This window comes from Streptomyces sp. NPDC005728 (assembly GCF_040630895.1).
In the GTDB taxonomy this organism is placed as follows: Bacteria; Actinomycetota; Actinomycetes; order Streptomycetales; family Streptomycetaceae; genus Streptomyces.
The window spans coordinates 36,850-59,713 of the sequence record NZ_JBEXYL010000024.1; the positions used below are offsets into that span (position 1 = coordinate 36,850).

21 protein-coding genes are annotated in these 22,864 nt (G+C 72.0%); 13 read left to right on the forward strand and 8 right to left on the reverse strand.

The genetic code is table 11. From position 1 onward, the window contains the following. Window positions 1-272 precede the first annotated feature (272 nt). The 5 genes from ABZ471_RS18305 to ABZ471_RS18325 are packed head-to-tail and all read left to right on the forward strand — an operon-like array spanning window position 273 to window position 4,899. Entirely contained in the window at window positions 273-1,937 is a 1,665-nt protein-coding gene (locus tag ABZ471_RS18305) for an ATP-binding protein (RefSeq protein WP_359067676.1), read from the forward strand. Next, complete coding sequence (locus tag ABZ471_RS18310) at window positions 1,934-2,338, forward strand: roadblock/LC7 domain-containing protein (RefSeq protein WP_359067678.1); 405 nt, start codon at window positions 1,934-1,936, stop codon at window positions 2,336-2,338. Before ABZ471_RS18305 ends, ABZ471_RS18310 begins: the two co-directional genes overlap by 4 nt. After that, entirely contained in the window at window positions 2,335-2,760 is a 426-nt protein-coding gene (locus ABZ471_RS18315) for a DUF742 domain-containing protein (RefSeq protein WP_359067680.1), read from the forward strand. Before ABZ471_RS18310 ends, ABZ471_RS18315 begins: the two co-directional genes overlap by 4 nt. Next, the gene (locus ABZ471_RS18320) at window positions 2,741-3,361 is read left to right on the forward strand and encodes an ATP/GTP-binding protein (RefSeq protein WP_359067682.1); all 621 of its coding nucleotides are present in this window, start codon (window positions 2,741-2,743) and stop codon (window positions 3,359-3,361) included. Before ABZ471_RS18315 ends, ABZ471_RS18320 begins: the two co-directional genes overlap by 20 nt. A gap of 41 nt (window positions 3,362-3,402) precedes the next feature. Beyond that, window positions 3,403-4,899 (forward strand): cytochrome P450, encoded by a 1,497-nt coding sequence (locus ABZ471_RS18325; protein WP_359067684.1) that lies wholly within the window; start codon window positions 3,403-3,405, stop codon window positions 4,897-4,899. Window positions 4,900-4,905: 6 nt separating this feature from the next. Here the strand turns inward: ABZ471_RS18325 and ABZ471_RS18330 are convergent, their stop codons facing one another. From ABZ471_RS18330 to ABZ471_RS18345, 4 genes are all read right to left on the reverse strand, one after another. After that, window positions 4,906-5,859: an RluA family pseudouridine synthase gene (locus tag ABZ471_RS18330; protein WP_359067686.1), complete on the reverse strand. Its 954-nt coding sequence runs from the start codon at window positions 5,857-5,859 to the stop codon at window positions 4,906-4,908. Window positions 5,860-5,906: 47 nt separating this feature from the next. Further along, window positions 5,907-7,430 (reverse strand): amino acid permease, encoded by a 1,524-nt coding sequence (locus ABZ471_RS18335; protein ID WP_359067688.1) that lies wholly within the window; start codon window positions 7,428-7,430, stop codon window positions 5,907-5,909. 160 nt (window positions 7,431-7,590) lie between these two features. After that, window positions 7,591-8,439, reverse strand: a complete 849-nt coding sequence (locus ABZ471_RS18340) for a siderophore-interacting protein (protein ID WP_359067690.1) — start codon at window positions 8,437-8,439, stop codon at window positions 7,591-7,593. A gap of 104 nt (window positions 8,440-8,543) precedes the next feature. Then, window positions 8,544-9,464: a 5'-3' exonuclease gene (locus ABZ471_RS18345; RefSeq protein ID WP_359067692.1), complete on the reverse strand. Its 921-nt coding sequence runs from the start codon at window positions 9,462-9,464 to the stop codon at window positions 8,544-8,546. A 155-nt stretch (window positions 9,465-9,619) separates the two neighbouring features. On the opposite strand from ABZ471_RS18345, the gene ABZ471_RS18350 reads away from it, so the two are divergent. The 4 genes from ABZ471_RS18350 to ABZ471_RS18365 all read left to right on the forward strand — a co-directional run bounded on the left by ABZ471_RS18350 (window position 9,620) and on the right by ABZ471_RS18365 (window position 14,183). Further along, complete coding sequence (locus ABZ471_RS18350; protein WP_359067694.1) at window positions 9,620-10,696, forward strand: glycine betaine/L-proline ABC transporter ATP-binding protein; 1,077 nt, start codon at window positions 9,620-9,622, stop codon at window positions 10,694-10,696. Continuing rightward, window positions 10,689-12,500 (forward strand): ABC transporter permease/substrate binding protein, encoded by a 1,812-nt coding sequence (locus tag ABZ471_RS18355; RefSeq protein WP_359067696.1) that lies wholly within the window; start codon window positions 10,689-10,691, stop codon window positions 12,498-12,500. The genes ABZ471_RS18350 and ABZ471_RS18355 overlap by 8 nt, the downstream gene beginning before the upstream one ends. 391 nt (window positions 12,501-12,891) lie before the next feature. After that, window positions 12,892-13,464 (forward strand): XRE family transcriptional regulator, encoded by a 573-nt coding sequence (locus ABZ471_RS18360; RefSeq protein ID WP_359067698.1) that lies wholly within the window; start codon window positions 12,892-12,894, stop codon window positions 13,462-13,464. Then, window positions 13,464-14,183: a helical backbone metal receptor gene (locus ABZ471_RS18365; RefSeq protein ID WP_359067700.1), complete on the forward strand. Its 720-nt coding sequence runs from the start codon at window positions 13,464-13,466 to the stop codon at window positions 14,181-14,183. Before ABZ471_RS18360 ends, ABZ471_RS18365 begins: the two co-directional genes overlap by 1 nt. Here ABZ471_RS18365 and ABZ471_RS18370 read toward each other — a convergent pair. Next, entirely contained in the window at window positions 14,095-15,252 is a 1,158-nt protein-coding gene (locus ABZ471_RS18370) for a TDT family transporter (RefSeq protein WP_359067702.1), read from the reverse strand. The two genes, ABZ471_RS18365 and ABZ471_RS18370, sit on opposite strands and share 89 nt — an antisense overlap. 70 nt (window positions 15,253-15,322) lie before the next feature. Here ABZ471_RS18370 and ABZ471_RS18375 point away from each other — a divergent pair, with 70 nt between their 5' ends. Next, complete coding sequence (locus ABZ471_RS18375) at window positions 15,323-16,252, forward strand: LysR family transcriptional regulator (protein ID WP_359067704.1); 930 nt, start codon at window positions 15,323-15,325, stop codon at window positions 16,250-16,252. 6 nt (window positions 16,253-16,258) lie between these two features. Here the strand turns inward: ABZ471_RS18375 and ABZ471_RS18380 are convergent, their stop codons facing one another. Next, window positions 16,259-16,945: a gamma-glutamyl-gamma-aminobutyrate hydrolase family protein gene (locus ABZ471_RS18380; RefSeq protein WP_359067706.1), complete on the reverse strand. Its 687-nt coding sequence runs from the start codon at window positions 16,943-16,945 to the stop codon at window positions 16,259-16,261. 52 nt (window positions 16,946-16,997) lie between these two features. After that, on the reverse strand, window positions 16,998-17,750 hold the full coding sequence (locus ABZ471_RS18385) for an FCD domain-containing protein (protein WP_359067708.1): 753 nt from the start codon (window positions 17,748-17,750) through the stop codon (window positions 16,998-17,000). Window positions 17,751-17,845: 95 nt separating this feature from the next. Here ABZ471_RS18385 and ABZ471_RS18390 point away from each other — a divergent pair, with 95 nt between their 5' ends. Genes ABZ471_RS18390 through ABZ471_RS18400 form a run of 3 tightly spaced genes read left to right on the forward strand, consistent with a single transcriptional unit; the run spans window position 17,846 to window position 21,389 of the window. Then, the gene (locus ABZ471_RS18390; RefSeq protein ID WP_359067710.1) at window positions 17,846-19,210 is read left to right on the forward strand and encodes a glutamine synthetase family protein; all 1,365 of its coding nucleotides are present in this window, start codon (window positions 17,846-17,848) and stop codon (window positions 19,208-19,210) included. Window positions 19,211-19,236: 26 nt separating this feature from the next. Next, a complete protein-coding gene (locus tag ABZ471_RS18395) occupies window positions 19,237-20,610 on the forward strand; it encodes an aldehyde dehydrogenase family protein (RefSeq protein ID WP_359067712.1) in 1,374 nt (457 codons plus the stop codon). Next, complete coding sequence (locus ABZ471_RS18400) at window positions 20,607-21,389, forward strand: 3-oxoacyl-ACP reductase (protein WP_359067714.1); 783 nt, start codon at window positions 20,607-20,609, stop codon at window positions 21,387-21,389. Before ABZ471_RS18395 ends, ABZ471_RS18400 begins: the two co-directional genes overlap by 4 nt. A gap of 63 nt (window positions 21,390-21,452) precedes the next feature. On the opposite strand, the gene ABZ471_RS18405 is transcribed toward ABZ471_RS18400, so the two are convergent. Next, window positions 21,453-22,655 (reverse strand): amino acid deaminase/aldolase, encoded by a 1,203-nt coding sequence (locus tag ABZ471_RS18405; protein ID WP_359067717.1) that lies wholly within the window; start codon window positions 22,653-22,655, stop codon window positions 21,453-21,455. Between the last annotated feature and the right edge of the window lie 209 nt (window positions 22,656-22,864).

The window sequence follows — 22,864 nt, forward strand, 5'->3', positions numbered from 1 at the left end:
CTCTCGTGCGTCCGTACGTCGTCACGCCATGTGTTCGAACGAATGCCCAGCGTGCAAATGGGGCCGAGCGTACTCCTGTTGCGTGGGCGATTTCAGGTGCTTGCCGAATATGACACGGCGATGATCCGGTCGGACTAAGCTCGCCCGCGGCGCACCGAGTTGAGGTGTATTCGTGCGTCTGTTCCCAAACTTCTGGAAGATCCCTTCAGTTCCATGAACCTTCCCCCCACAAGCTCCCCCGACACCCAGCCGATTCGTCTCAGAAGGCATCCATGGTGAGTGTTCAGAAGCCTCCCGGCGGCCGTGAACGTCCTTATGCGCGCGTGCTGTTGCTGCCGGCCATAGCGATGGCCGCGGCGGCCGGGGCCGCGGTCGCCCTGGTCCCGGCCTCGGCCCGGATCGCCGTCGGCGGGTGCGGGGCAGTGGCCCTGCTGCTGGTCCTCGCCACGGCCACCGAGGTTGTCCGCCGCGGCCGCCGACTTCGCGAGGCGCAGGCGGAGCACGCCCGTCACACGGCGTATCTGGAGCACCGCCTCGCCGCCCACGACGCGGAGATCGTCCGCCTCGGATCCGAGATCCTGCCCACCGCGTTCCGCCGGCTGCGCTACGGAGAACCGCTCAGAGAGGTGATGCGCAAGACCGTCGACCTCGACCCCGAACTGCGCCACATGCCCGAGTCGCAGCGCACCCTGCTGCGCACGGCACTGAAGGGCGCCGACTTCGAGATCTCGATGCGCGACGCCACCGAGCGCTCCTTCGTGAGCATCGCCCGCCGCATCCAGGCCATCGTCCACCAGCAGGCCAACGAACTGCGCGAGATGGAGGAGGACCACGGCCGCAACCCCGAGGTCTTCGACGACCTGCTGCGCCTCGACCACGGCAGTGCGCTGATCGGCCGCCTCGCGGACACCATCTCCGTTCTCGGCGGCGGCCGCCCCGGCCGTCAGTGGCCGCTGCCGGTGTCGCTGTACAGCGTGCTGCGCGGTGCCATGTCCCGGATCCTGGAGTACCGGCGCATCGAGCTGAACTCGATCGTCAACATCAACATCAAGGGCACCTCCGTCGAGCCGATCATCCACGCGGCCGCCGAACTCCTCGACAACGCCACCCGCTACTCGCCGCCGTCGACCAAGGTGCACGTCACCGCCGCCGAGGTGCAGAGCGGCCTCGTCATCGAGATCGAGGACGCCGGCGTCAGCCTCAGCGAGGAAGGCCGTGCCCGCATCGAGAAGGCGATCCACGACGCCATGGCGGGCGACGACGCGGAGAACCTGGGCTCGAGCCCGCGGCTCGGCCTCGCCGTCGTCGGCCGGCTCTGCAAGGCCTTCGACATGCAGGTCTCGCTGCGTGCCTCCGCCTACGGCGGCGTCCGCGCGATCCTCGTCGTACCGAGCGTCATGACCACGACCGAGCCCGGCGTCGGCGCCGCCCACGGCATCGGTGCCACCGCCGTGCCGAAGCCCGAGCTCGGCGCCGTGGAGGGCCCGAAGCGCCCGCCCAAGAAGCGCCGCCCCACCAGCCCCCGCATCCCCGCCGGAATCTCCATGGAGGACGACGTCCCCGAGGTCACCGAGTGGACGGCGGGCGGTCTGCCGCAGCGCCGCAGCCGGGTGAAGACCCCGCTCAGTCAGCGGATCGCCGAGCAGGCCGCCATCGAACGCGCCGAGCGCGAGGGCAGGCCGACCATCTGGTCCCAGCCCGGGCCCAAGCCCGAACCGGAGCCCGAGATCGACCCCGAGCTGCAGAAGCTCCGGGACCGGCCGCCGGGCATGTGGGTCGACGAGTTCTGGGACGGCCTGCGCAAGGGCATGCCCGAGAACGCCACCGCGGCCGAACTGACCGACTTCACGCTGAACCCGACCGCGTACCTGCACCTGCTCAACGATTCGGACACCGCCACCGAGGGCGCCACCGACGACGAGGGGAACCTCAAGTGATCCAGCAGCGAGGCAACTTCGACTGGATGCTCAAGCAGCTCAACGACGGCGTACCGGGCATCGAGATGATCGTGGTCCTCTCCGCCGACGGACTGCGTATCGCCCGCTACGGCAGCGACCCCGACGCCGCAGACCGGGTGGCCGCCGCCTGCGCGGGCGTACAGAGCCTCGCCAGTGCCATCATCCAGGAACTCCCCGGCGCCGGGGAGATGAAGCTCGTGGTCATCGAGATCGAAGGCGGCTACTTCTACCTCATGAACGCGGGCGCCAACGCCTTTCTCGCCGTGCTCGCCGACGTCACCTGCGAGCCGGGCCGGATGAGCGGCATGATGCGCGACCTCGTCGTCCGGATGGGCACCCACCTCACCAGTCCGCCCCGGCGGAACGGGCAGACCGTATGACTCCTCCGCGACGCAAACGGCGCCGGCCGCAGCCCCTGCCGCCCCCACCACCGCCGCCCCCGCCACCCTCGGAAGCGGCGGACGGCGAGGAACCGCCCAGGAACCCCGAACGGCTGTACACCATCGCCGGCGCCGCCGACGGCGGCCGGGCCGAACTCGACCTGGTCACCTTAATCGTGGCGCGCGCCGCGCCGCCGCCGTCCGCCTCGCCGGAGGAGGCGGCAGTGCTCCGGCTCTGTACCGCGCCCCTGTCCGTGGCCGAGTTGTCGGCCTACCTCAACCTGCCGTTCAGCGCGATGACCGTCCTGATCACCGAGCTGATCGTGACCGAACTGGTGCAGGCGCGCGCCCCGATCGTGCGCCAGGCGGTCGCTGACCGTTCACTCCTCGAAGCGGTGATGCATGGACTTCAACGGCTCTGACACCATCCCCGGCCCACGCACCGAGGACCATCTTCCGCACACGGCCCAGGCCGCGGTGAAGATCGTGATCGTGGGCGGCTTCGGCGTCGGCAAGACCACCATGGTCGGTTCGGTCAGCGAGATCAGACCGCTGACCACCGAGGAGACCATGACGCAGGCCGGCATCGGGGTCGACGACAACTACGGATCCGACTCGAAGACGGCCACCACCGTGGCCATGGACTTCGGCCGCATCAGCATCACCGACAAGCTGGTGCTCTACCTCTTCGGCACCCCCGGCCAGGAACGCTTCTGGTTCCTGTGGAACGGCCTGTTCGAAGGCGCGCTCGGCGCGGTCGTCCTGGTCGACACCCGCCGCCTGGAGGTCAGCTACGACGTCATGGGACGGCTGGAAGAACGCGGCGTCCCCTTCGTCGTGGCCGTCAACTCCTTCCCGGACGCGCCCCGTTACCCCGTCGACGAGCTGCGCACCGCGCTGGACCTGGCCCCGGAGATCCCGATCATGGAGTGCGACGTGCGCCGCCGGGCCTCCAGCAAGGAAGTGCTGATGACCCTGATGCGCTTCCTGCACTCGCTCGCCCTGTCCGGCGCCCTGACCTGACCCACCCGACCTACCCCCACCTTCCGTTCCGGAGCGACACTGTGACGCCTGAACCCCAATCCCTGACGGGCACCGACCCCACCTCCGGCCCGCCGCCGGGCTGCCCGGCGCACGGCCGCGGTCCCGGGGGGCTGCACCGGCTCTACGGGCCCGACGCGGAGGACCTGGGCGACCTCTACGAGCGCCTGCGGGAGGAGCACGGCACCGTGGCGCCCGTGCTGCTCCACGAGGACGTACCGATGTGGGTGGTCCTCGGGCACGCCGAGAACCTGCACCTGGTGCGCAGCCCCTCCCAGTACGCCCGCGACAGCCGGATCTGGACCCCGCTGCAGGAGGGCATGGTCAAGCCCGACCACCCGCTCATGCCGCACATCGCCCGGCAGCCCATCTGCTCGCACGCCGAGGGTGACGAGCACCAGCGGTTGCGCGCGGCCGTCACCGGCGCCATGTCGACCATCGACCACCGCAGCATGCGCCGCCACATCGGCCGCTACACCCAGGAACTGGTCAACGACTTCTGCGAGCGGGGCCGGGCCGACCTGGTCTCCCAGTTCGCCGAGCACCTGCCGATGGCCGTCATGTGCGAGATCCTCGGCATGCCCGAGGAGTACAACGACCGGATGGTGCAGGCCGCCCGCGACGCGCTCAAGGGCACCGAGACCGCCATCCAGAGCCATGCCTACGTGATGGACGCGCTGAGCCGGCTCACCATCCGCCGCCGCGCCCGGCCGGACGACGACTTCACCAGTCACCTCATCACCCACCCCGCGGGACTGAGCGACGACGAGGTCCGCGAACACCTGCGTCTCGTCCTCTTCGCGGCCTACGAGGCCACCGCCAACCTGCTCGCCAACGCACTGCGGATGGTCCTCACCGAGCCGGGCTTCCGCGCCCAGCTCAACGGCGGTCAGATGACCGTGCCGGAGGCGATCGAACAGTCCCTGTGGGACGAGCCGCCGTTCAGCACCGTCCTCGGCTACTTCGCCAAGCAGGACACGGAGCTGGGCGGCCGGCGCATCCGCAAGGGCGACGGGCTGCTCTTCGCGCCCGCCCCGGGCAACGTGGATCCACGGGTGCGGCCCGACCTGTCCGCCAACATGCAGGGCAACCGCTCCCACCTCGCCTTCGGCGGCGGCCCCCACGAGTGCCCGGGCCAGGACATCGGCCGTGCCATCGCCGACGTCGGCGTGGACGCCCTGCTGATGCGGCTCTCGGACATCCAGCTGGACTGCCCGGAGGAGGACCTGCACTGGCGGCAGTCCATCGCCTCCCGGCACCTGGTGTCCCTGCCGGTGCGCTTCGAACCGAAGCCCCAGCAGGACGCGGGCCTTCCGCCCAGCCCGTCCCCCATCCCGCCGCAGCGCGCCGACTGGCAGGTCGGCTCCCTCCGCACGGACCCGACCCCCGCCCCGGACGACGTCCCGGCGCCCTCGCGCCCCGCTCCCGAGCCCGCTGTCGAGCCCGCCCCCGCGGCACCGGAGGCGCCCCGGCGGGACAACCTGTGGCGGCGGATGCTGCGCTGGTGGCGGGGGGAGTGAGCGGCCCTACGGCTCCTCGCCGGCCCACCGCTGCGGGGAGGACCATGCCCGCAGCGTCCGTCCGCTGACGAAGGTGTGCTCCGCCCCCGTGACCGGATCGGTGAACTCCAGCCTCCGCGCGAGCAGTTGCAGCGGACGCCGGAAGTCACCGGGCGGCACGGGGGCGGTCACCTCCGGATACAGCGGGTCGCCGAGGATGGGCACGCCCAGCGCGTTCAGATGAACGCGCAGCTGATGGGTCTGCCCTGTCTCCGGGACGAGCCGGTACCGGCCCAGTCCGCCCCGGTGCTCGGCCAGTTCCACACGGGTCACCGCGTTCGGCTCGCCTTCTACCTCCCGGGCGGCCGGCACCCCGCGTTCCTTCACGATCCGGCTGCGCACCGTCCGGGGCAGGGCGAGCGAGGGATCGTACGGCGCGACGGCCTCGTACTCCTTGCGTACCTGCCGGTCCCGGAACAACGTCTGGTACGCGCCACGCTCCTCGGGCCGCACCGTGAACAGCACGAGACCGGCGGTGAGCCGGTCCAGCCGGTGGGCGGCGGTCAGCGAGGGGAGGTCCAGCTCGTGTCGCAGCCGGGCCAGCGCGGTCTGGGTGACATGCGTGCCGCGCGGGGTCGTCGCGAGGAAGTGCGGCTTGTCGGCCACGACGATGTGCGCGTCCCGGTGGACCACCTCCACCGGGAACGGCACCACCACTTCGTCCGGCAGCTCCCGCTGGAACCACACGAACATCCCCGGCTCGTACGGCGCGTCCGGCGCCACCGCCCGCCCGTCGGCCCCCACGACCTGCCCCGCGTCGACCATCGCCTCGACCACACCGGGGCCGGCCCCCGTCAGCCGTGCCACGAGGTACTCCCGCACGGTCGCCCACGCCCCGTCGAACGGCAGCCGCACCCGCACCGGGTCGACACCGTCGCGCTGGGGGAGCGGGGCGGGAGGGGGTGGCGTACGGCGTCTCATCGGGGTCAAGGGTACGGGGGCCGGGGGCGGTGACCCCCGGGGCCGGCTCAGGCCGAGTCCGCGGACACCGCCACCACCGTCCCTCCCACGCCCGTCCGGCCGCGCTGGGCCCGCACCGCCCGGTACAGGACCCCGAGCACCAGCGTGACCAGCAGGAACAGCACGGTGAACCACTGGAAGTACCAGTGCCCGCCCGCCGGGTCGTACACCGCCGCGCGCGGCCAGGCCAGGTTGACGGTCATCGCGAGGCCGTAGAGGAGGGCCAGGGCGTTGACCGGGACGCCCCAGCGGCCGAGGGAGAAGAGGGGCGCGCCCGTCTCGTCGGTGCCCTGTGCGGTGAACTCCCCGCGCAGGCGGCGCAGCAGCAGCGGGCCCGTCACCATCGCGTACGCCAGGTACAGCAGCACGATGCATGTCGTGCCGATGGCGAGGAACGCCTCCGGTGAGGCGAAGTCGAGCAGGAGCAGGGCGGCGGCCAGGACGCCGACCACCAGCGCGGGGGCGCCCGGCATGCCGGTGCGCGCGTCGACCCGGGCCAGGCGGCGGGCGAAGGGCAGTTGTCCGTCGCGGGCCATGGAGAACAGCATGCGGCAGGCCGCCGTCTGGATCGCGAGCGTGGCCACGGCGATCGCCACCGCCACGTCGGCCAGCAGCACCCGGCCCACCCCGTCGCCCAGGCTGCTCGTGAGGACGTAACTCAGCCCGTCCACCGCCAGCCTCCCGTCGGTCAGGCTGGGTGCGGCGAGCAGGCCGCCGAGGACGACGAGGCCGCCGAGCAGGCCGGCCGCGCCGAGGGCGGTGAGGATGGTGCGCGGGGCCGTACGGCGGGGCAGGCGGGTCTCCTCGCTCAGCTCGCCCGCGCTGTCGAAGCCGATCATCACGTACGCCGCCGTGAACGAGCCGATGAGCAGGGCACCGAACAGGCCCGTTCCGGCGCCGCCGGTGGTGTGGAAGGTGATGCCGGGGGAGCGGCGGGAGTGGGTCAGCAGGAGCACCACGATCAGCAGCGCGCCGATGATCTCGGCGGTCACGCCGACCCGGTTGACCATGGACATCACCCGGTTGTCCACGAGGTTGACCAGCGTGGTCAGCACCAGCAGCGCCACGCCCAGTACCGCCGCGTTGGCCGCGCCGTCCTCGGAGGCGGGGGAGGTGTCCGTGCCGATCAGCTGGAAGCCGGACCAGAGGGCGGGCAGCACCATCTGGAGGGCCAGCGCGGCCGCGGCGACCACCACGATCTGCCCGATCACCATGATCCAGCCGGCGAACCAGCCGACGGCGGGGGTCGCGAGCCGCGAGGACCACTGGTAGATCGCGCCGGAGAGGGGATAGCGCGCGGCCAGCTCCGCGAAGCACGCGGCGACCGCGAACTGGCCGGTCAGCACGGCCGGCCAGGCCCAGAAGAAGAGCGGCCCGCCGAAGGAGTAGCCGAAGGCGAAGAACTGGAACACGGTGGTCAGGACGGAGATGAAGGAGAACCCGGCGGCGAAGGAGGCGTACCGGCCCAGGCTGCGGTGCAGCTCCTGGCGGTAGCCGAACTCCTCCAGGGAGCGGTCGTCGGTCGTCGTCACGGCGGCACCTGCCTAGGAGCGCGGGAGTGAGTTCCTGTCGAGCGACAGAAATTAGGGACGGGCTGTTTCCGCCGCGTCACGCGGGCGTGTCCGAGCCGGGCCCAAGTCCTCACACGACGAAGCGGCGGCACCCGTCAAGGTGCCGCCGCCTTCCCGTCGTTCACGCGGCCGCCGCGCCGCCGCTCTCCTGCTCGGCCTCGATACCGGCGTTCCACTCCCGCTTGGAGGCCTGCCAGCCGTCCTCGTTGTGGCCGAGGCGCCAGTAGCCGGAGACCGACAGGTCCTCGCGCGGAATCTGCAGCTCGACCCGGAGCAGCCGGCGCAGCGTCTTCACGAAGCTCGCCTCGCCGTGCACGAACGCGTGCAGCCGACCCTCGGGGAACTCCAGTGCGTGGACGGCCTCCAGCAGGGCCTCGCCCACCGGCCGGTCCCCGCGGTGCAGCCAGACGACCTCCACATCGGAGTCGATCTTCTGCTCCTCCTCGGGGCCGGACACCTCCACGAAGGCGTGTGCCCGGGTGCCGGCGGGCAGCGTCTCCAGGGCGCGGGCGATCGCGGGCAGCGCGCTCTCGTCACCGGCGAGCAGATGCCAGTCGGCGCTCGGGTCGGGCGCGTACGCACCGCCGGGGCCCATGAAGCGCACGCTCTCGCCCGGCTGTACCCGGGCGGCCCACGGCCCGGCCAGTCCCTCGTCGCCGTGGATGACGAAGTCCAGGGTCAGTTCGAGGTGCTCGGGGTCCCAGGCGCGCACTGTGTAGGTCCGCGTCACCGGCCACTGCTCGCGGGGGAACTCCGCGCGGATCCGCTCCAGGTCGAAGGGCTCCGGGTAGGTCACGCCAGGGGGGCCGAACAGCAGCTTCACATAGTGGTCGGTGCAGATGTCCGCGGCGAATCCGGCCAGACCCTCGCCGCCGAGCACCACGCGCTGCATGTGCGGGGTCAGTCGCTCGGTGCGCACCACCTGGGCGGTATGGGGCGTGCGCGGCTTTCGTCCCGGGCGCTCTGCCATCACGGCCTCCTGCTGCATTGGTTAGGTTTACCTAAGTTAGCATCCCTTTCCGTGTTCCACGCAGGCTTGGTCAACGCGTTTTGCCGGAATATTCCGGTCGGGCATCACTCCCCGAGCGTGGTGAGCAGCCGTTGCAGGGAACCCCCCAGTCCCCAGTGTGCCGCCAGTCCCTCCAACCCCGCCGGATCCCGCGGAGTGCGCGGCAGGGTGGTGTCGACGTCCGGCAACGGGACGTCGTCGGCCACCTTCACCACCGTCGGCGCCACCGCCACATACGGCCTGGCCTCGGTCAGCCGCTTGCGCTGGGACGGCGTGAGCTTCGCCCGCGGGTCCTCGACCGCCGCCATGATCCCGGCCAGGTCGCCGAACTCGGCGAGCAGCTTGGCAGCCGTCTTCTCGCCGATGCCGGGCACGCCCGGCAGGCCGTCGCTCGGATCGCCGCGCAGCAGCGCCAGATCCGCGTACCCCCGGCCGTCGACCCCGTACTTCTCGCGCAGCACCGCCTCGTCGGTCAGCTGCAGCGTGCCGACGCCCTTGAGCGGGTACAGCACGCGGATCTCGCGCTTGTCGTCGACGAGCTGGTACAGGTCGCGGTCGCCGGTGACGATGTCCACCGGACCGTCGGCACGCGCGGTGAACGTGCCGATCACGTCGTCCGCCTCGTACCCCTCGACCCCGACCCGGGCGATGCCGACCGCGTCCAGCACGGCCTCGATGACCGGCACCTGCGGGGAGAGCGTGTCCGGCACCTCCTCCTCGTCCGGCGCGCCCTCGTGTTCCTCGGCGACCCGGTGCGCCTTGTAGGTCGGGATCAGATCGACCCGCCACTGCGGCCGCCAGTCGGCGTCCATGCAGGCCACCAACTGCTGCGGCCGGTGGTCCTTCACCAGCCGGTCGATGAAGTCGAGCAGTCCCCGCACGGCGTTCACCGGCGTGCCGTCCGGCGCCTTCACGGAGTCCGGCACGCCGAAGTAGGCGCGGAAGTACAGCGAGGCGGTGTCGAGAAGCATGAGTCGTCCGGTCACGCTCGCATCATGCCGCACGGCACCGACAGCCATGGTGTGCTGCGCAACGAGTTGCGGCCTGCGCCTCCCTCGTGAAATGGCCCACCTGTGCGTTTGACGTGCACGGACCCGGGCAGGCGCGACCTCTGTCCTGTCCGACGAGGCAAGAGGTACGTGTGTCATCCAGGCTTGAGGCCGAGCATCTGTTCAAGGTGTTCGGCAGACGACCGGACCAGGCCGTGCAACGGCTGCGGCAGGGCGCCGACCGGGAGGAACTGCGCGCCGACGGCACCACCGCCGCCGTGATCGACGCCTCCTTCGCCGTCGAGGCCGGTGAGATCTTCGTCGTCATGGGCCTGTCGGGCTCCGGGAAGTCCACCCTGCTGCGCATGCTCAACGGCCTGCTGGAGCCGACCGCGGGCCAGGTCCGCTTCGACGGCCAGGATCTGACCGCGCTCAGCGACCGCGGACTGCGCGAGCTGCGCTCGAAGAAGATCAGCATGGTCTTCCAGCACTTCGCGCTCTTCCCGCACCGCAGCGTCCGCGACAACGCCGCCTACGGCCTCGCCGTGCAGGGCGTGTCCCGCGCCGAGCGCGAACGCCGCGCCGACGAGGCGCTCGCCCTGTGCGGCCTGGCCGGCTGGGAGGACTCCTGGCCCGACGAGCTGTCCGGCGGCATGCAGCAGCGCGTCGGTCTCGCCCGCGCCCTCGCCACCGACGCCGACCTGCTTCTGATGGACGAGTCCTTCAGCGCCCTGGACCCGCTGATCCGCCGCGACATGCAGGACCAGCTCCTGGAACTCCAGAAGACCCTGAAGAAGACCATCGTGTTCATCACCCACGACCTCAACGAGGCCATGCGCCTGGGCGACCGCATCGCCGTCATGCGGGACGGCCGCATCGTGCAGACGGGCACCGCCGAGGACATCCTGCTGCGCCCCGCGAACGACTACGTCGCCTCCTTCATCCAGGACGTCGACCGCTCCCGCGTGCTGACCGCCGCCGCCGTGATGGACACCGAGGTCCGCGGCGACGAGGCCGACTGCGGCTGCGAGACGGCCACCCCCGCCACACCGTTCGCCGAGCTGTGCGCGATCAGCGCCCGCCTCCCCCACCCGGTCGCCGTCCTCGGCGCCGACCGCGCGCTCGTCGGAGTCGTACCCCGGCAGCGTCTCGTCGGCTTCCTCGGCGACGAGACGGCCGAGCCCACGGCGTGCGACAACGGCGGGAAGAAGGTGATCGCCCGTGCCTAGGCTGCACCTCGGCGACTGGGTCGACTCCGGCGTCGACTGGCTGGTCGCCCACCTGTCCTGGCTGTTCGACGCGATCCGCGCGGTCGTGGAGGGCATGTACGACGGCATCGACGCGGTCCTGACCGCGCCCGAGCCGCTGCTGCTGGCCGGCATCCTCGCCGTCGTCGCCTGGTGGCTGCGCGGCCTGGTCGCGGGCGTCCTCGCCTTCGCCGGGTTCGCGCTGGTCGACTCGCTCGACCTGTGGGACCGGGCCATGTCCACCCTGGCGCTGGTCCTCGTCGCCACCGCCATCGCCCTGGTGATCTCGATCCCGCTGGGCATCTGGGCCGCCCGCTCCCGCGCGGTCAGCGCCGCTCTGCGCCCCGTCCTGGACCTGCTCCAGACGATGCCCTCGATGGTCCTGCTGATCCCGGCCATCCTCTTCTTCGGCCTGGGCACGGCGGCCGGCGTCATCGCCACCCTGATCTTCGCGCTCGCTCCGGGTGTCCGCATGACCGAGCTGGGCATCCGGCAGGTCGACGCCGAACTGGTCGAGGCCGCCGAGGCGTTCGGCACCACCCCGCGCGACACCCTGCTGCGCGTCCAGCTGCCGCTCGCCCTGCCGACCGTCATGGCCGGCGTCAACCAGGTGATCATGCTGGGCCTGTCCATGGTGGTCATCGCCGGCATGGTCGGCACCGGCGGCCTCGGCGGTGCGGTCAACGAGGCCATCGGCCGGCTCGACATCGGCTTCGGCTTCGAGGCGGGCGTCGGCATCGTCGTCCTCGCCATCTACCTCGACCGCATGACCAGCGCGCTCGGCACCCAGCTCTCCCCGCTGGGCCGCAGGGCCGCCGCCAAGGCCCGCAAGACCGCCTGGTCGTACCGGCCGCGCCCGGCGGTCGCCGTCGTCGGCGTGGTCGTCCTCGCGCTCGTCGCGGGCGGGATGGGCGTCTTCGGCTCCGCCGGCACCTCCGAGGCCTCCGGCACGGACGTCGGCAAGGGCAAGGAGATCAGGATCGGCTACATCCCCTGGGACGAGGGCATCGCCTCCACCTTCCTCTGGAAGGAGCTGCTGGAGCGCCGCGGCTTCAAGGTCACCACCACCCAGTACGCGGCCGGCCCCCTCTACACCGGCCTGGCCACCGGCCAGCTCGACCTCGAGACCGACTCCTGGCTGCCGACCACCCACGCCGAGTACTGGAAGAAGTACGGCCAGCAGCTGGACGATCTCGGCAAGTGGTACGGCCCCACCTCCCTGGAGCTGACCGTCCCCTCCTATGTGAAGGACGTGAACTCCCTGGCGGACCTGAAGGACCACGCCTCCGAGTTCGGCGGGAAGATCGTCGGCATCGAGCCCAGCGCGGGCATGATGGGCCTCCTCAAGGACAAGGTCCTCAAGGAGTACGGCCTTGAAGGCACGTACGACGTCGTCGACGGCTCCACGCCCGCGATGCTCGCCGAGCTGAAGCGCGCCTACGCCAGGAAGCAGCCGGTCGTCGTCACCCTGTGGTCCCCGCACTGGGCCTACAGCGACTACGGTCTGAAGAAGCTGAAGGATCCCAAGGGTGCCTGGGGCGCGGGAGACGGCGTGCACACCCTCACCCGCAAGGGTTTCGCCGCCGACAACCCCGAGGTCGGCAGGTGGCTGAAGGACTTCTCGATGACCGAGAAGCAGCTCACCGGCCTGGAGGCGCAGATCCAGAAGTCCGGCAAGGGCAGGGAGCAGGACGCCGTGCGCACCTGGCTGAAGCAGCACCCGGGCCTGGCCGACACGTGGGCGCCGGTCGCCCATGAGGGTGCAAAGAGCCAGGCGGCCGGGTGACCTGACCGTTCCGGACCGCCGCCCGAGGGGCGGGCACCGCCGTACGTCCACGGGCGTGGGGCGCTGCCCGCCCCTCGCGGTTTTCTTTGCGACTGCATCCCGGGGATCCGCCTACGGGAAGGATCCGGCCAACCACGGAGCGCCATCGGCCCCGGCCCGGCGGGAACATGGACGCCCGCTTCCGCCTTGAACCAGGGGAGACCCGTCCCGCACGGCGATCCGTCGCACTGGCGCGAACCATGGGGGTGCGGGCCCGGCGACGTGACAGGGATGTGTCAGCCGCATGAAACGGTTTGCCGAACATGCGTAGGGTGCAGAGAACTCATCAGAGAAGTGCCCGACGGCGGGTACCGGGTCGGCGGCACGACGAGTGAAGGAGGGAGCCGGAGCGATGGGCGACCACAAAGAGCAACAGCCCGTGCGGGTGGGCGCGGCCGTCCGGCGGCGTCGCCGTGCGCTGGAACTCACTCTCGCCGTCGTGGCCGAGCGCAGCGGCCTGTCCGTGCCCTTCCTCAGCCAGGTCGAGAACGACCGGGCCCGCCCGAGCCGCACCTCCCTGGAGAAGCTGGCCGACGCCCTGCGCACCACGGCCGTGGAACTCCTCGCCGCCGCCGACCCGGCGTGCAGCGTGGACGTCGTCCGCGCGGAGCCCGTCGCAGAGGGCGACCTCGACCCCCGCACCCGCTCCCTGGTGCGCGGTCACCACCAGCTGCACGCCTCCGAGTTCACCGGCGACCACGAGGCCGGCCGCGAGTTCCAGCACCGCAACGACGAGCTGATGTACGTCGCCGACGGCGCCGTCGAGATCGAGGCCGAGGGCCGCGCGTATCGCCTCGGACGAGGCGACACCCTTTACCTCACGGGCGGGGTTCGGCACCGCTGGCGGGCGACGGTCCCCGACACCCGGGTCATCGTGGTGGCGGTCGCCGAGCACATCGAGGCCGTCCAGGACCGGGCGCGTTAGTGCGGGTCGTCTCCCTCGTCCCGTCCCTGACGGAGGCGCTGGCAGCGAGCCTGCCCGGAGTCCTCGTCGGTGTCACCGGCTGGTGCACGCACCCGCCCGGTCTCGACGTCACCCGGATCGGGGGCACCAAGAACCCGTCCGTCGAGCGGATCCTCGCCCTCGCCCCCGACCTGGTGATCGCCAACGAGGAGGAGAACCGGGCCCCCGACCTGGACGCCCTGCGGGCGGCGGGCACGGAGGTGCTGGTCACCGAGGTGCGAACCGTGCCCCAGGCCTTCCGGGAGCTGGAGCGCGTACTGACCGCGTGCGGTGCGCGGACCCGGCCCGGCTGGCTGGACGAGGCGGAGGCCGCCTGGACCACGCTGCCGGAACCCTCCGGCCGTACGACGGCGGTCGTACCGATCTGGCGCCGCCCCTGGATGGTTCTGGGCCGCGACACCTTCGCCGGTGACGTCCTGGCCCGCCTGGGCGTGCACCATCGGTACGCCGACCACCCCGACCGCTATCCCCGCGTTCCGCTGGACGAGCTGCGGGCGGCGGCCCCGGACGTGGTCGTCCTCCCGGACGAGCCCTACCGCTTCACCGCCGACGACGGCCCCGAGGCCTTCCCCGGGCTGAGCTGCGCACTTGTCAGCGGACGGCACCTGACCTGGTACGGACCGTCGCTGGCCGAGGCGCCGCGGGTGCTGGCCGAGGCCCTGCGAGCAGCTCACCGCTGAGCAGACCCCGGACCGTCCCCGCCGCGGCCGCGAGCCACGCGGCGACCAGCAGGGCGTACAGGCCGACGGCCAGAGCTTCGTACCCGGCGAGCCCGGTGTGCCGGGCGAGGGCGGCGGCGCCGGTGACACAGGTGCCCACCGGGAAGGTGAACGCCCACCAGGTCATGGCGAAGCCCATGCCCTGCCGGCGGGCCCGCACCACGTGCGCGGCCGCGAGCGCCAGCCACAGCAGCGCGAACCCCATGACCGGCACCCCGTAGAGCAGAGCGAACACGGCGAAACCGCGGTCGTACGGGGCCGGAACGACCCGGGGAGCCGCGTCCGCGATCAGGCCGACGGCGGTGGTGGACTGCCCGAGCGGGCCGAGGACCAGGAACAGGGTCGGGGTGAGGGCGAGCGGCAGCGGGCCGGAGGTGATCAGCCGGGCGAAGACCAGCGGCAGCATCAGCAGCGTCGCCAGCAGGCTCAGCCCGAACAGCGCGAAGGACACCAGGAGCAGGGTCTCCCGGGGCTGCCCGGGCGGCAGATGCGGCACGAGCAGCGGACCGAGCGCGGCGGAGACCATGGGCGCGACCAGCGGCAGCAGCCAGACCGGGGTGGCCTGGGAGGCCTGCACGCGGTGGCGTACGGCCATCAGGTACGGCACTGCGACAGCGGCCGCCAGCCCGACCGCCGTACCGGCGGTGAACAGAACGGTGTCGAGGGCGACGGCCGGACCGGTGCCGATCCAGTCCCGGCCGACCGTCAGGGCACCGCCGCCCACCGCCAGCAGGGCCATGGACAGACAACCGTAGAAGGGGGCCATGGCGGGGTCGAGGAGGTGGGCGCGGGCCTGGTCGCGGTGGTGGGTCCAGTGCCGGGCGCGGGCGGTCAGCAGGGTCGCCAGCAGGAGGCAGGCCAGCGCCCAGACGGCCGTGCAGACCTCGCGCAGCCCGGCGACATGCACGGGGAGCGCGGCGCCGGCCGTGCCGACGACGGAGGTCCCCATGACGGAGGCGTACCAGTTGGGACCCAGGTGCCGGACGCGGACGGCGCGGCCGGCGGGAAGGGGATGCACTGCGGTGGCCATGACCCCACCTTCGTGCGGCCGATCGGCGCTGACCAGGGAGTTCACATCTATGAGGGCATAAGCTGGTCTTATGAGTGAGGAGTACGCTACGGACGACGGCCGGACCGGCGGCTCGCTGGCGCACCGGGTGCCGGACCTCGGCGCGCTGGAACTTCTGCTGGCCGTGGCCCGACTGGGCAGCCTCGGGGCCGCCGCGCGGGAGGTCGGCATCACCCAGCCGGCCGCCAGCAGCCGCATCCGCTCCATGGAACGGCAGCTGGGCGTCGCCCTGGTCGACCGCTCCCCGCGCGGCTCCCGGCTCACGGACGCGGGCGCTCTGGTGACGGACTGGGCCCGCCGGGTGGTGGAGGCGGCCGCCGCCTTCGATGCGGGCGCACGGGCGCTGCGCGACCGGCGGGACTCGCGGCTACGGGTCGCGGCGAGCATGACCATCGCGGAATATCTGCTCCCGGGCTGGCTCCTCGCGCTGCACGCCGAGCGCCCCGACACCGCCGTGTCCCTGCTCGCGGGCAACTCGGCGAAGGTCGCGGAACTGCTGCTGGCCGACGAGGCGGACCTGGGCTTCGTGGAGGGCCTCACGGTCCCGGCGGGCCTGGACTCCGCGGTGATCGCCCGTGACCGCCTGATCGTCGTCACCGCCCCCGGCCACCCCTGGGCCCGCCGCCGGCGCCCGCTGACCCCCGCGGAACTGGCCTCCACGCCCCTGATCCTCCGCGAGCGCGGCTCCGGCACCCGGCAGGTCCTGGACACGGCCCTGGGCGGCCTGGCACGGCCCCTGATCGAACTCTCCTCCACGACGGCGGTGAAGGCCTCGGCGGTCAGCGGCGCCGGCCCGTCGGTTCTCAGCGAGCTGGCGGTGGGGGAGGAGCTGGCGATGCGGCGCCTGGTGAGCATCCCGGTGGAGGGGGTGTCCCTGCGCCGTGACCTACGGGCGGTGTGGCCGACGGGACATCGGCCCACGGGACCGGCGCGGGAGCTGCTGTCGCTGACGAGGGCGTGAGTGCGGTCAGGACGCCGCCTGCACCAGCGCCCGCATGATCCGCGGATCCGCCCCCATCTCCGGATGCCACTGCACGCCGAGCACCCACCCCTCGCCCGACGGCAGTTCGACCGCCTCCACGGTCCCGTCCGCCGCGTGGGCCGAGGGCACGAGCCCCGCCCCGAGCCGCTCCACCGCCTGATGGTGATAGGTGGGCACGTCGGTCTCCTCGGGCACGATCCCCGCGTACAGCGTCCCCGGCACCGGCTTCACCGGATGCGCCCCGAACACGCCGACCACCTCCGCGTGGCCGTCCAGGTGCTGCACCAGCGTGCCGCCGAGCGCCACGTTCAGCAGCTGCATGCCCCGGCAGATCCCCAGCAACGGCACACCCGCCCTCAGCGCCGCGTCGATGAGTGCGAGTTCCCACGCGTCCCGCTCCGGCGCGGGCGGCCCCGTACGCGGTGAGCGCTCGGCGCCGTACCGGGACGGATCCACGTCGGGGCCGCCCGCGATCACCAGCCCGTCCAGGCGCTCCACCGCCGCGGCGGCCCGCTCGGGCGCGTCCGGCGGCAGCAGGAAGCCGAGCCCCCCGGCCTCCTGCACCAGCCGCGGATAGCCGGCCGGCAGCAGCACGGCGTCCAGCTCCCACACGCCCCAGCGCGTACCGGCCTCCAGATACGTGCTCACACCGATCAGTGGTCGTACGGTCACGCTGCCCTCCAGGGAATCCAAAGGTCCATGCACATACCTTTGCAGAGCCGGCTCACGCCAGGAACCCCCGCAGCAGGGCCGCCGTACCCGCGCAGTGCTCGCGCATCATCTCCCGCGCCCCGTCCGCGTCCCCGTCCAGCACCGCTTCCACCAGCGCGATGTGCTGCCGCTGCGAGTGCTCCAGGTTGCGCACCAGCAGCGGGATGCAGTCCAGCAGGTCGTTGACGGTCGCCCGCACCGCCGCGTACTGCGCGGTCAGCGACGGCGAACCGCACAGTTCGGCCAGCGTCAGGTGCAGCAGCGTGTCCAGCCGCCGGTAGTCCGCGAGCGGCGCCTCATGGGTCCGGTCCAGTGCCTCCCGCAGCCGGCCGGCCTGCTCGTCCGTCAGCCCGTGCGCCGCGCACAGCCCCGCCGCGCCCACCTCCAGCACCTCGCGGAACCGCAGGACGTCCTCGATGTCGACCTCGGTGATCCGCCGCCGCAGCTCGTCCTCGCCGCCCGCGTCCGTGCGCGGCAGCACGAACGTTCCGCCGTACCGCCCGCGCCGCGCCTCCACCAGCCCCTGGTCCTGGAGCACCTTCAGCACCTCGCGCAGCGTCACCCGGCTGATCCCGAGCCGTTCCGCCAGCTCCCGCTCGGCGGGCAGCCGCTCGCCGCCCGCCACCAGGCCGAGGCGTACGACCTGCAGGATCTGCTCCAGTGCCTCCTCGAAGCCGTTGCCCGCCCGCACCGGCCGCAGCACCGGAGCGAGCCGGTCGTCGACTCCCTGCTCGTGCGCCCCTTGCGCATCCGTCTCCTGTGACATCCGGCCGTACCCCCTTCCCAAGCAATGGTTCTCGGCAATACCTTATGGCTCCCGGCCCGGCCGAAAAAGCGTGAAGAAGCCGAAGGAGTTCTCCCGTGGCAGACCGCACAGCCCCGCTGAGCGTCGAGGAGCTGCACGCCCTCGTCGCCGGCGGTGAGATCGACACTGTCGTCCTGGCCTTCCCCGATATGCAAGGGCGTCTCCAGGGCAAGCGGTTCGCCGCCCGCTTCTTCCTCGACGAGGTCCTCCAGCACGGCACCGAGGGCTGCAACTACCTGCTCGCCGTCGACACCGAGATGAACACCGTCGACGGCTACGCGATGTCCTCCTGGGACCGGGGCTACGGCGACTTCGCCATGCACCCCGACCTGTCCACCCTGCGCCGCATCCCCTGGCACCCCGGCACCGCCCTGCTCGTCGCGGACCTCGCCTGGAACGACGGCTCCCCGGTCGTCGCCGCCCCGCGCCAGATCCTGCGCCGCCAGCTCGACCGCCTCGCCGAACTCGGCTACACCGCCCAGGTCGGCACCGAGCTGGAGTTCATCGTCTTCAAGGACAGCTACGAACAGGCCTGGGACGCGAACTACCGCGGCCTGACCCCGGCCAACCAGTACAACATCGACTACTCCATCCTCGGCACCGGACGCATCGAGCCCCTGCTGCGCCGTCTGCGCAACGACATGGCCGGCGCCGGCCTGACCGTCGAGTCCGCCAAGGGCGAGTGCAACCCCGGCCAGCACGAGATCGCCTTCCGCTACGACGAGGCCCTGCGCACCTGCGACCAGCACGCCCTGTACAAGACCGGCGCCAAGGAGATCGCCGCCCAGGAGGGCGTCTCGATCACCTTCATGGCCAAGTACAACGAGCGCGAGGGCAACTCCTGCCACATCCACCTCTCGCTCGCCGACGCCGAGGGCGGCAACGCGATGGCGGCGGAGCACGAACGCGGCATGTCCGACGTCATGCGGCACTTCCTCGCCGGACAGCTCGCGGCCCTGCGCGACTTCTCCCTCCTCTACGCCCCCAACATCAACTCCTACAAGCGGTTCCAGCCCGGCTCCTTCGCGCCCACCGCCGTCGCCTGGGGCCACGACAACCGCACCTGCGCCCTGCGCGTCGTCGGCCACGGCCGCTCCCTGCGCTTCGAGAACCGCCTCCCCGGCGGCGACGTCAACCCCTACCTCGCCGTCGCCGGACTGGTCGCGGCCGGTCTGTACGGCGTCGAGCAGAAGCTGGAACTGCCCGAGCCCTGCCCCGGCAACGCCTACACCGCGGACTTCGAGCACGTCCCGACCACCCTGCGCGAGGCCGCCGAACTCTGGGAGACCAGCCCGATCGCGAAGACCGCCTTCGGCGACGAGGTCGTGGCCCACTACCGCAACATGGCACGCGTCGAACTGGAGGCCTTCGACGCCGCGGTCACCGACTGGGAGCTGCGCCGCTCCTTCGAACGCCTGTGATTCGAACGCCTGTGAAAGGTCATCACGTGTCCGACCCGCACGAGCTGAAGGTCCTCAACCCCGCCACCGAGGAGGTCGTCGCCACCGTCCCCGCCGCCGACGCGGCCGAGGTGGACGCCGCCGTCGTACGGGCCTCACGCGCCCAGCCGAAATGGGCCGCCCTCCCGCCCGCCGACCGCGCCCGCCTGCTGCGTCGCCTCGCCGACGTCGTCGACGCGCACATCGAGGAACTGGCCCAGCTGGAGGTACGCGAGGCCGGCCACACCCTCGGCAACGCCCGCTGGGAGGCCGGCAACGCCCGTGACCTGCTGCTGTACGCGGCGGGCGGCGCCGAACGCCTCCTCGGCAGGCAGATCCCCGCCCCCGGCGGCTGGGACGTCACCTTCCACGAACCCCTGGGCGTCATCGGCGTGATCGCCCCCTGGAACTTCCCCCTGCCCATCGCCGCCTGGGGCTCCTTCCCGGCGCTCGCCGCGGGCAACGCGGTCGTCCTCAAGCCCGCCGAGACCACCCCGCTGACCGCTCTGCGCCTCGCCGAACTCGCGCTGGAGGCGGGCCTGCCCGAAGGGCTGTTCCAGGTCCTCCCCGGCTACGGCCACACCGCGGGCCGCGCCCTCGTCGACCACCCCGACGTCGCCAAGATCGTGTTCACGGGCTCGACCCGTACCGGCCGTGAGGTCATGGAGCGCTGCGCCCGGCTGGTCAAGCCGGTCACCCTGGAACTCGGTGGCAAGAGCCCCAACGTCGTCTTCGCCGACGCCGATCTCAAGGCCGCCCTCGACCCCTTCTCCTTCCTCGACAACTCCGGCCAGGACTGCTGCGCCCGCACCCGCATCCTCGTCCAGGAGTCGGTGTACGAGGAGGCTCGCGACTTCCTCGCCGACGCGCTGGCCGCCGTCGTGGTGGGCGACCCGGCCGACGAGAAGACGCAGATGGGCCCGCTGATCTCCCGTCAGCAGCTGGAGCGTGTACGGTCGTACGTCCCCGAGGACGCCCAGGCCCTGCGCGGCGGCGCCCCCGACGGTCCCGGCTTCTGGTTCCCGCCCACCGTCCTCACGGGGGAGCGGCACGACAGCGCGGCGGCCCGGGAGGAGATCTTCGGCCCGGTCGCCGTCCTCCTCCCCTTCTCGGACGAGGCGGACGCGATCCGCCTCGCCAACGACACCCCCTACGGCCTCTCCGGCTCCATCTGGACCCGGGACGTCGGCCGCGCCCTGCGCGTCTCCCAGGCCGTACGCGCGGGCAACCTGTCCGTCAACTCCCACTCCAGCGTCCGCTACTGGACCCCCTTCGGGGGCTTCAAACAGTCCGGCCTCGGCCGTGAACTCGGGCCGGACGCCCTGACCGCCTTCACCGAAACCAAGAACGTCTTCATCAGCACGGAGGGTCCCGCACAGTGACCGAAGACATTGTTTGCCGCCGTCTTGCCGGACGTACCGCTGTCGTCACCGGAGCCGGCAGCGGTATCGGCCTCGCCGCCGTCCGCCGCCTCGCCTCCGAGGGCGCCCACGTCGTCTGCGGCGACGTCGACGAGGCCCGCGGCAAGGCCGCCGCCGACGAGGTCGGCGGGCTCTTCGTGAAGGTCGACGTGACCGACCCGGAGCAGGTCGAGGCCCTCTTCAAGGCGGCCTTCGACACCTACGGCAGCGTCGACGTCGCCTTCAACAACGCCGGCATCTCCCCGCCCGACGACGACTCCATCCTGGAGACCGGCCTGGAGGCCTGGAAGCGCGTCCAGGAGGTCAACCTCACCTCCGTCTACCTGTGCTGCAAGGCCGCCATCCCCTACATGCGCCGCCAGGGCAAGGGCTCCATCATCAACACGGCGTCCTTCGTGGCGAGAATGGGCGCGGCCACGTCCCAGATCTCGTACACCGCCTCCAAGGGCGGCGTGCTCGCCATGTCCCGCGAACTGGGCGTGCAGTTCGCCCGCGAGGGGATCCGGGTCAACGCCCTGTGCCCCGGCCCGGTCAACACCCCGCTCCTCCAGGAGCTGTTCGCCAAGGACCCGGAGCGGGCCGCCCGCCGCCTCGTCCACATCCCGGTCGGCCGGTTCGCGCAGGCCGAGGAGATCGCCGCCGCCGTCGCCTTCCTGGCCAGCGACGACTCCTCCTTCGTCAACGCCACCGACTTCCTGGTGGACGGCGGGATCTCGGGCGCGTACGTCACGCCCCTGTAGGGACGACGGGGTACGGCCCGCGCGGTGGTGTCCGCCCGGGCCGGCACCGTCCTCCGGCCCGGCTCAGAGGAAGGTCTGCCCCTCGCCCCGATAGGTGGGCGCGGTCGCCGTCACCGCGTCCCCCTCGATCAGGTGCAGCACGTCGAACCGCTCGCACAGCTCGCCCGCCTTGGCGTGCCGGAACCACACCTTGTCGCCGAGGAGCAGGTCGTCGGCGGGGGAGCCGAGCAGCGGGGTCTGCACCTCGCCGGGGCCCTCCTGCGGGTCGTACCTGAGTCCCTCGGGGAGGTACGGCACCGGCAGCCGGTCGGGACCGGCCGCGCCGGAGGCCGGGTAGCCGCCGCCGAGCACGGTGACGACACCCACGCCGGGCCGCCGGACCACGGGCTGGGCGAACAGGGCGGCCGGACGGCCGGTGAAGGACGTGTAGTTGTCGAACAGCCGCGGCACGTACAGGCCGGACCCCGCCGCGATCTCCGTGACCGAATCCTCGGCGGCGGTGTGCTGCACACTGCCCGTGCCGCCGCCGTTGACGAACTCCAGGTCCGGCACCACGGCCCGGACCGCCCGCACCACGGCGCCGCGCCGCTCGGCCAGCTCCCGCCGGGCGGTGGCCTGCATCAGCCGGACGGCCCGCGAGCGCAGCGGCCGACCGGCCACGTCGTCCCCGACCCCCGCGATGTGCCCCTCGTACGCCATGATTCCCACCAGCCTGAACCCCGGCCGCCGGGCCACGGCCCGGGCCAGCTCGGCGAGTTGGGCGGGCGAGTGCAGCGGCGACCGCCGCGCCCCGACCCGCACCCGGCCGCCCAGCAGCTTCAGTGAGGTGTCCAACTCCAGGCAGACGCGCACCACTTCGCTGCCCCCGTCGCGGGCCGCGTCGATGAGGTCGAGGTGGGCGATGTCGTCGATCATCACGGTGACGGCGCCGGCGAGCTTGGGATCGGCGGCCAGTTCCGCGAAACCCGACCGGTCGGCGGACGGATAGGCCAGCAGGACGTCGTCGAACCCCGAGCGCGCGAGCCACAGCGACTCGGCGAGGGTGAACGACATGATCCCCTGGAAGCCGTCCCTGGCCAGGACACGCTCCAGCAGGGCGCGGCAGCGGACGGACTTGCTGGCGACCCGGACCGGCTTTCCGGCGGCACGGCGGACCAGGTCGTCCGCGTTGGCGTCGAAGGCGTCCAGATCCACGATCGCGACGGGGGCGTCGAGATGGGCGGTGGCCCGGTCGTAACGGGCCCGATCAGCGGCAGGCGCAGTCATGACGGAAGCCTGCCAGACTGGATTACCGCAGGGTAGGGGGACGTTCCGGGCAGATGCCCCGGGCTCGTGGACTGGTTCTCTTTCTCTTCCGGACAACCCGTAGAGTGACGCGCACGTACGGCGGAACGACCCGGCCGCATCGGCTGAACCGGGATGCCGGTCCAGCCGTACGGGTATGCGTGCCCGGACGGAGTTCCGCACCGGGTGCG

Excerpts from the sequence above, each read along its gene's own strand:
- ABZ471_RS18305 (WP_359067676.1), top strand. The coding sequence starts at position 273 with ATGGTGAGTGTTCAGAAGCCTCCCGGCGGCCGTGAACGTCCTTATGCG.
- ABZ471_RS18315 (WP_359067680.1), top strand. The coding sequence starts at position 2,335 with ATGACTCCTCCGCGACGCAAACGGCGCCGGCCGCAGCCCCTGCCGCCC.
- ABZ471_RS18320 (WP_359067682.1), top strand. The coding sequence starts at position 2,741 with ATGGACTTCAACGGCTCTGACACCATCCCCGGCCCACGCACCGAGGAC.
- ABZ471_RS18330 (WP_359067686.1), bottom strand. The coding sequence starts at position 5,859 with ATGAGACGCCGTACGCCACCCCCTCCCGCCCCGCTCCCCCAGCGCGAC.
- ABZ471_RS18340 (WP_359067690.1), bottom strand. The coding sequence starts at position 8,439 with ATGGCAGAGCGCCCGGGACGAAAGCCGCGCACGCCCCATACCGCCCAG.
- ABZ471_RS18360 (WP_359067698.1), top strand. The coding sequence starts at position 12,892 with ATGGGCGACCACAAAGAGCAACAGCCCGTGCGGGTGGGCGCGGCCGTC.
- ABZ471_RS18370 (WP_359067702.1), bottom strand. The coding sequence starts at position 15,252 with ATGGCCACCGCAGTGCATCCCCTTCCCGCCGGCCGCGCCGTCCGCGTC.
- ABZ471_RS18375 (WP_359067704.1), top strand. The coding sequence starts at position 15,323 with ATGAGTGAGGAGTACGCTACGGACGACGGCCGGACCGGCGGCTCGCTG.
- ABZ471_RS18385 (WP_359067708.1), bottom strand. The coding sequence starts at position 17,750 with ATGTCACAGGAGACGGATGCGCAAGGGGCGCACGAGCAGGGAGTCGAC.
- ABZ471_RS18405 (WP_359067717.1), bottom strand. The coding sequence starts at position 22,655 with ATGACTGCGCCTGCCGCTGATCGGGCCCGTTACGACCGGGCCACCGCC.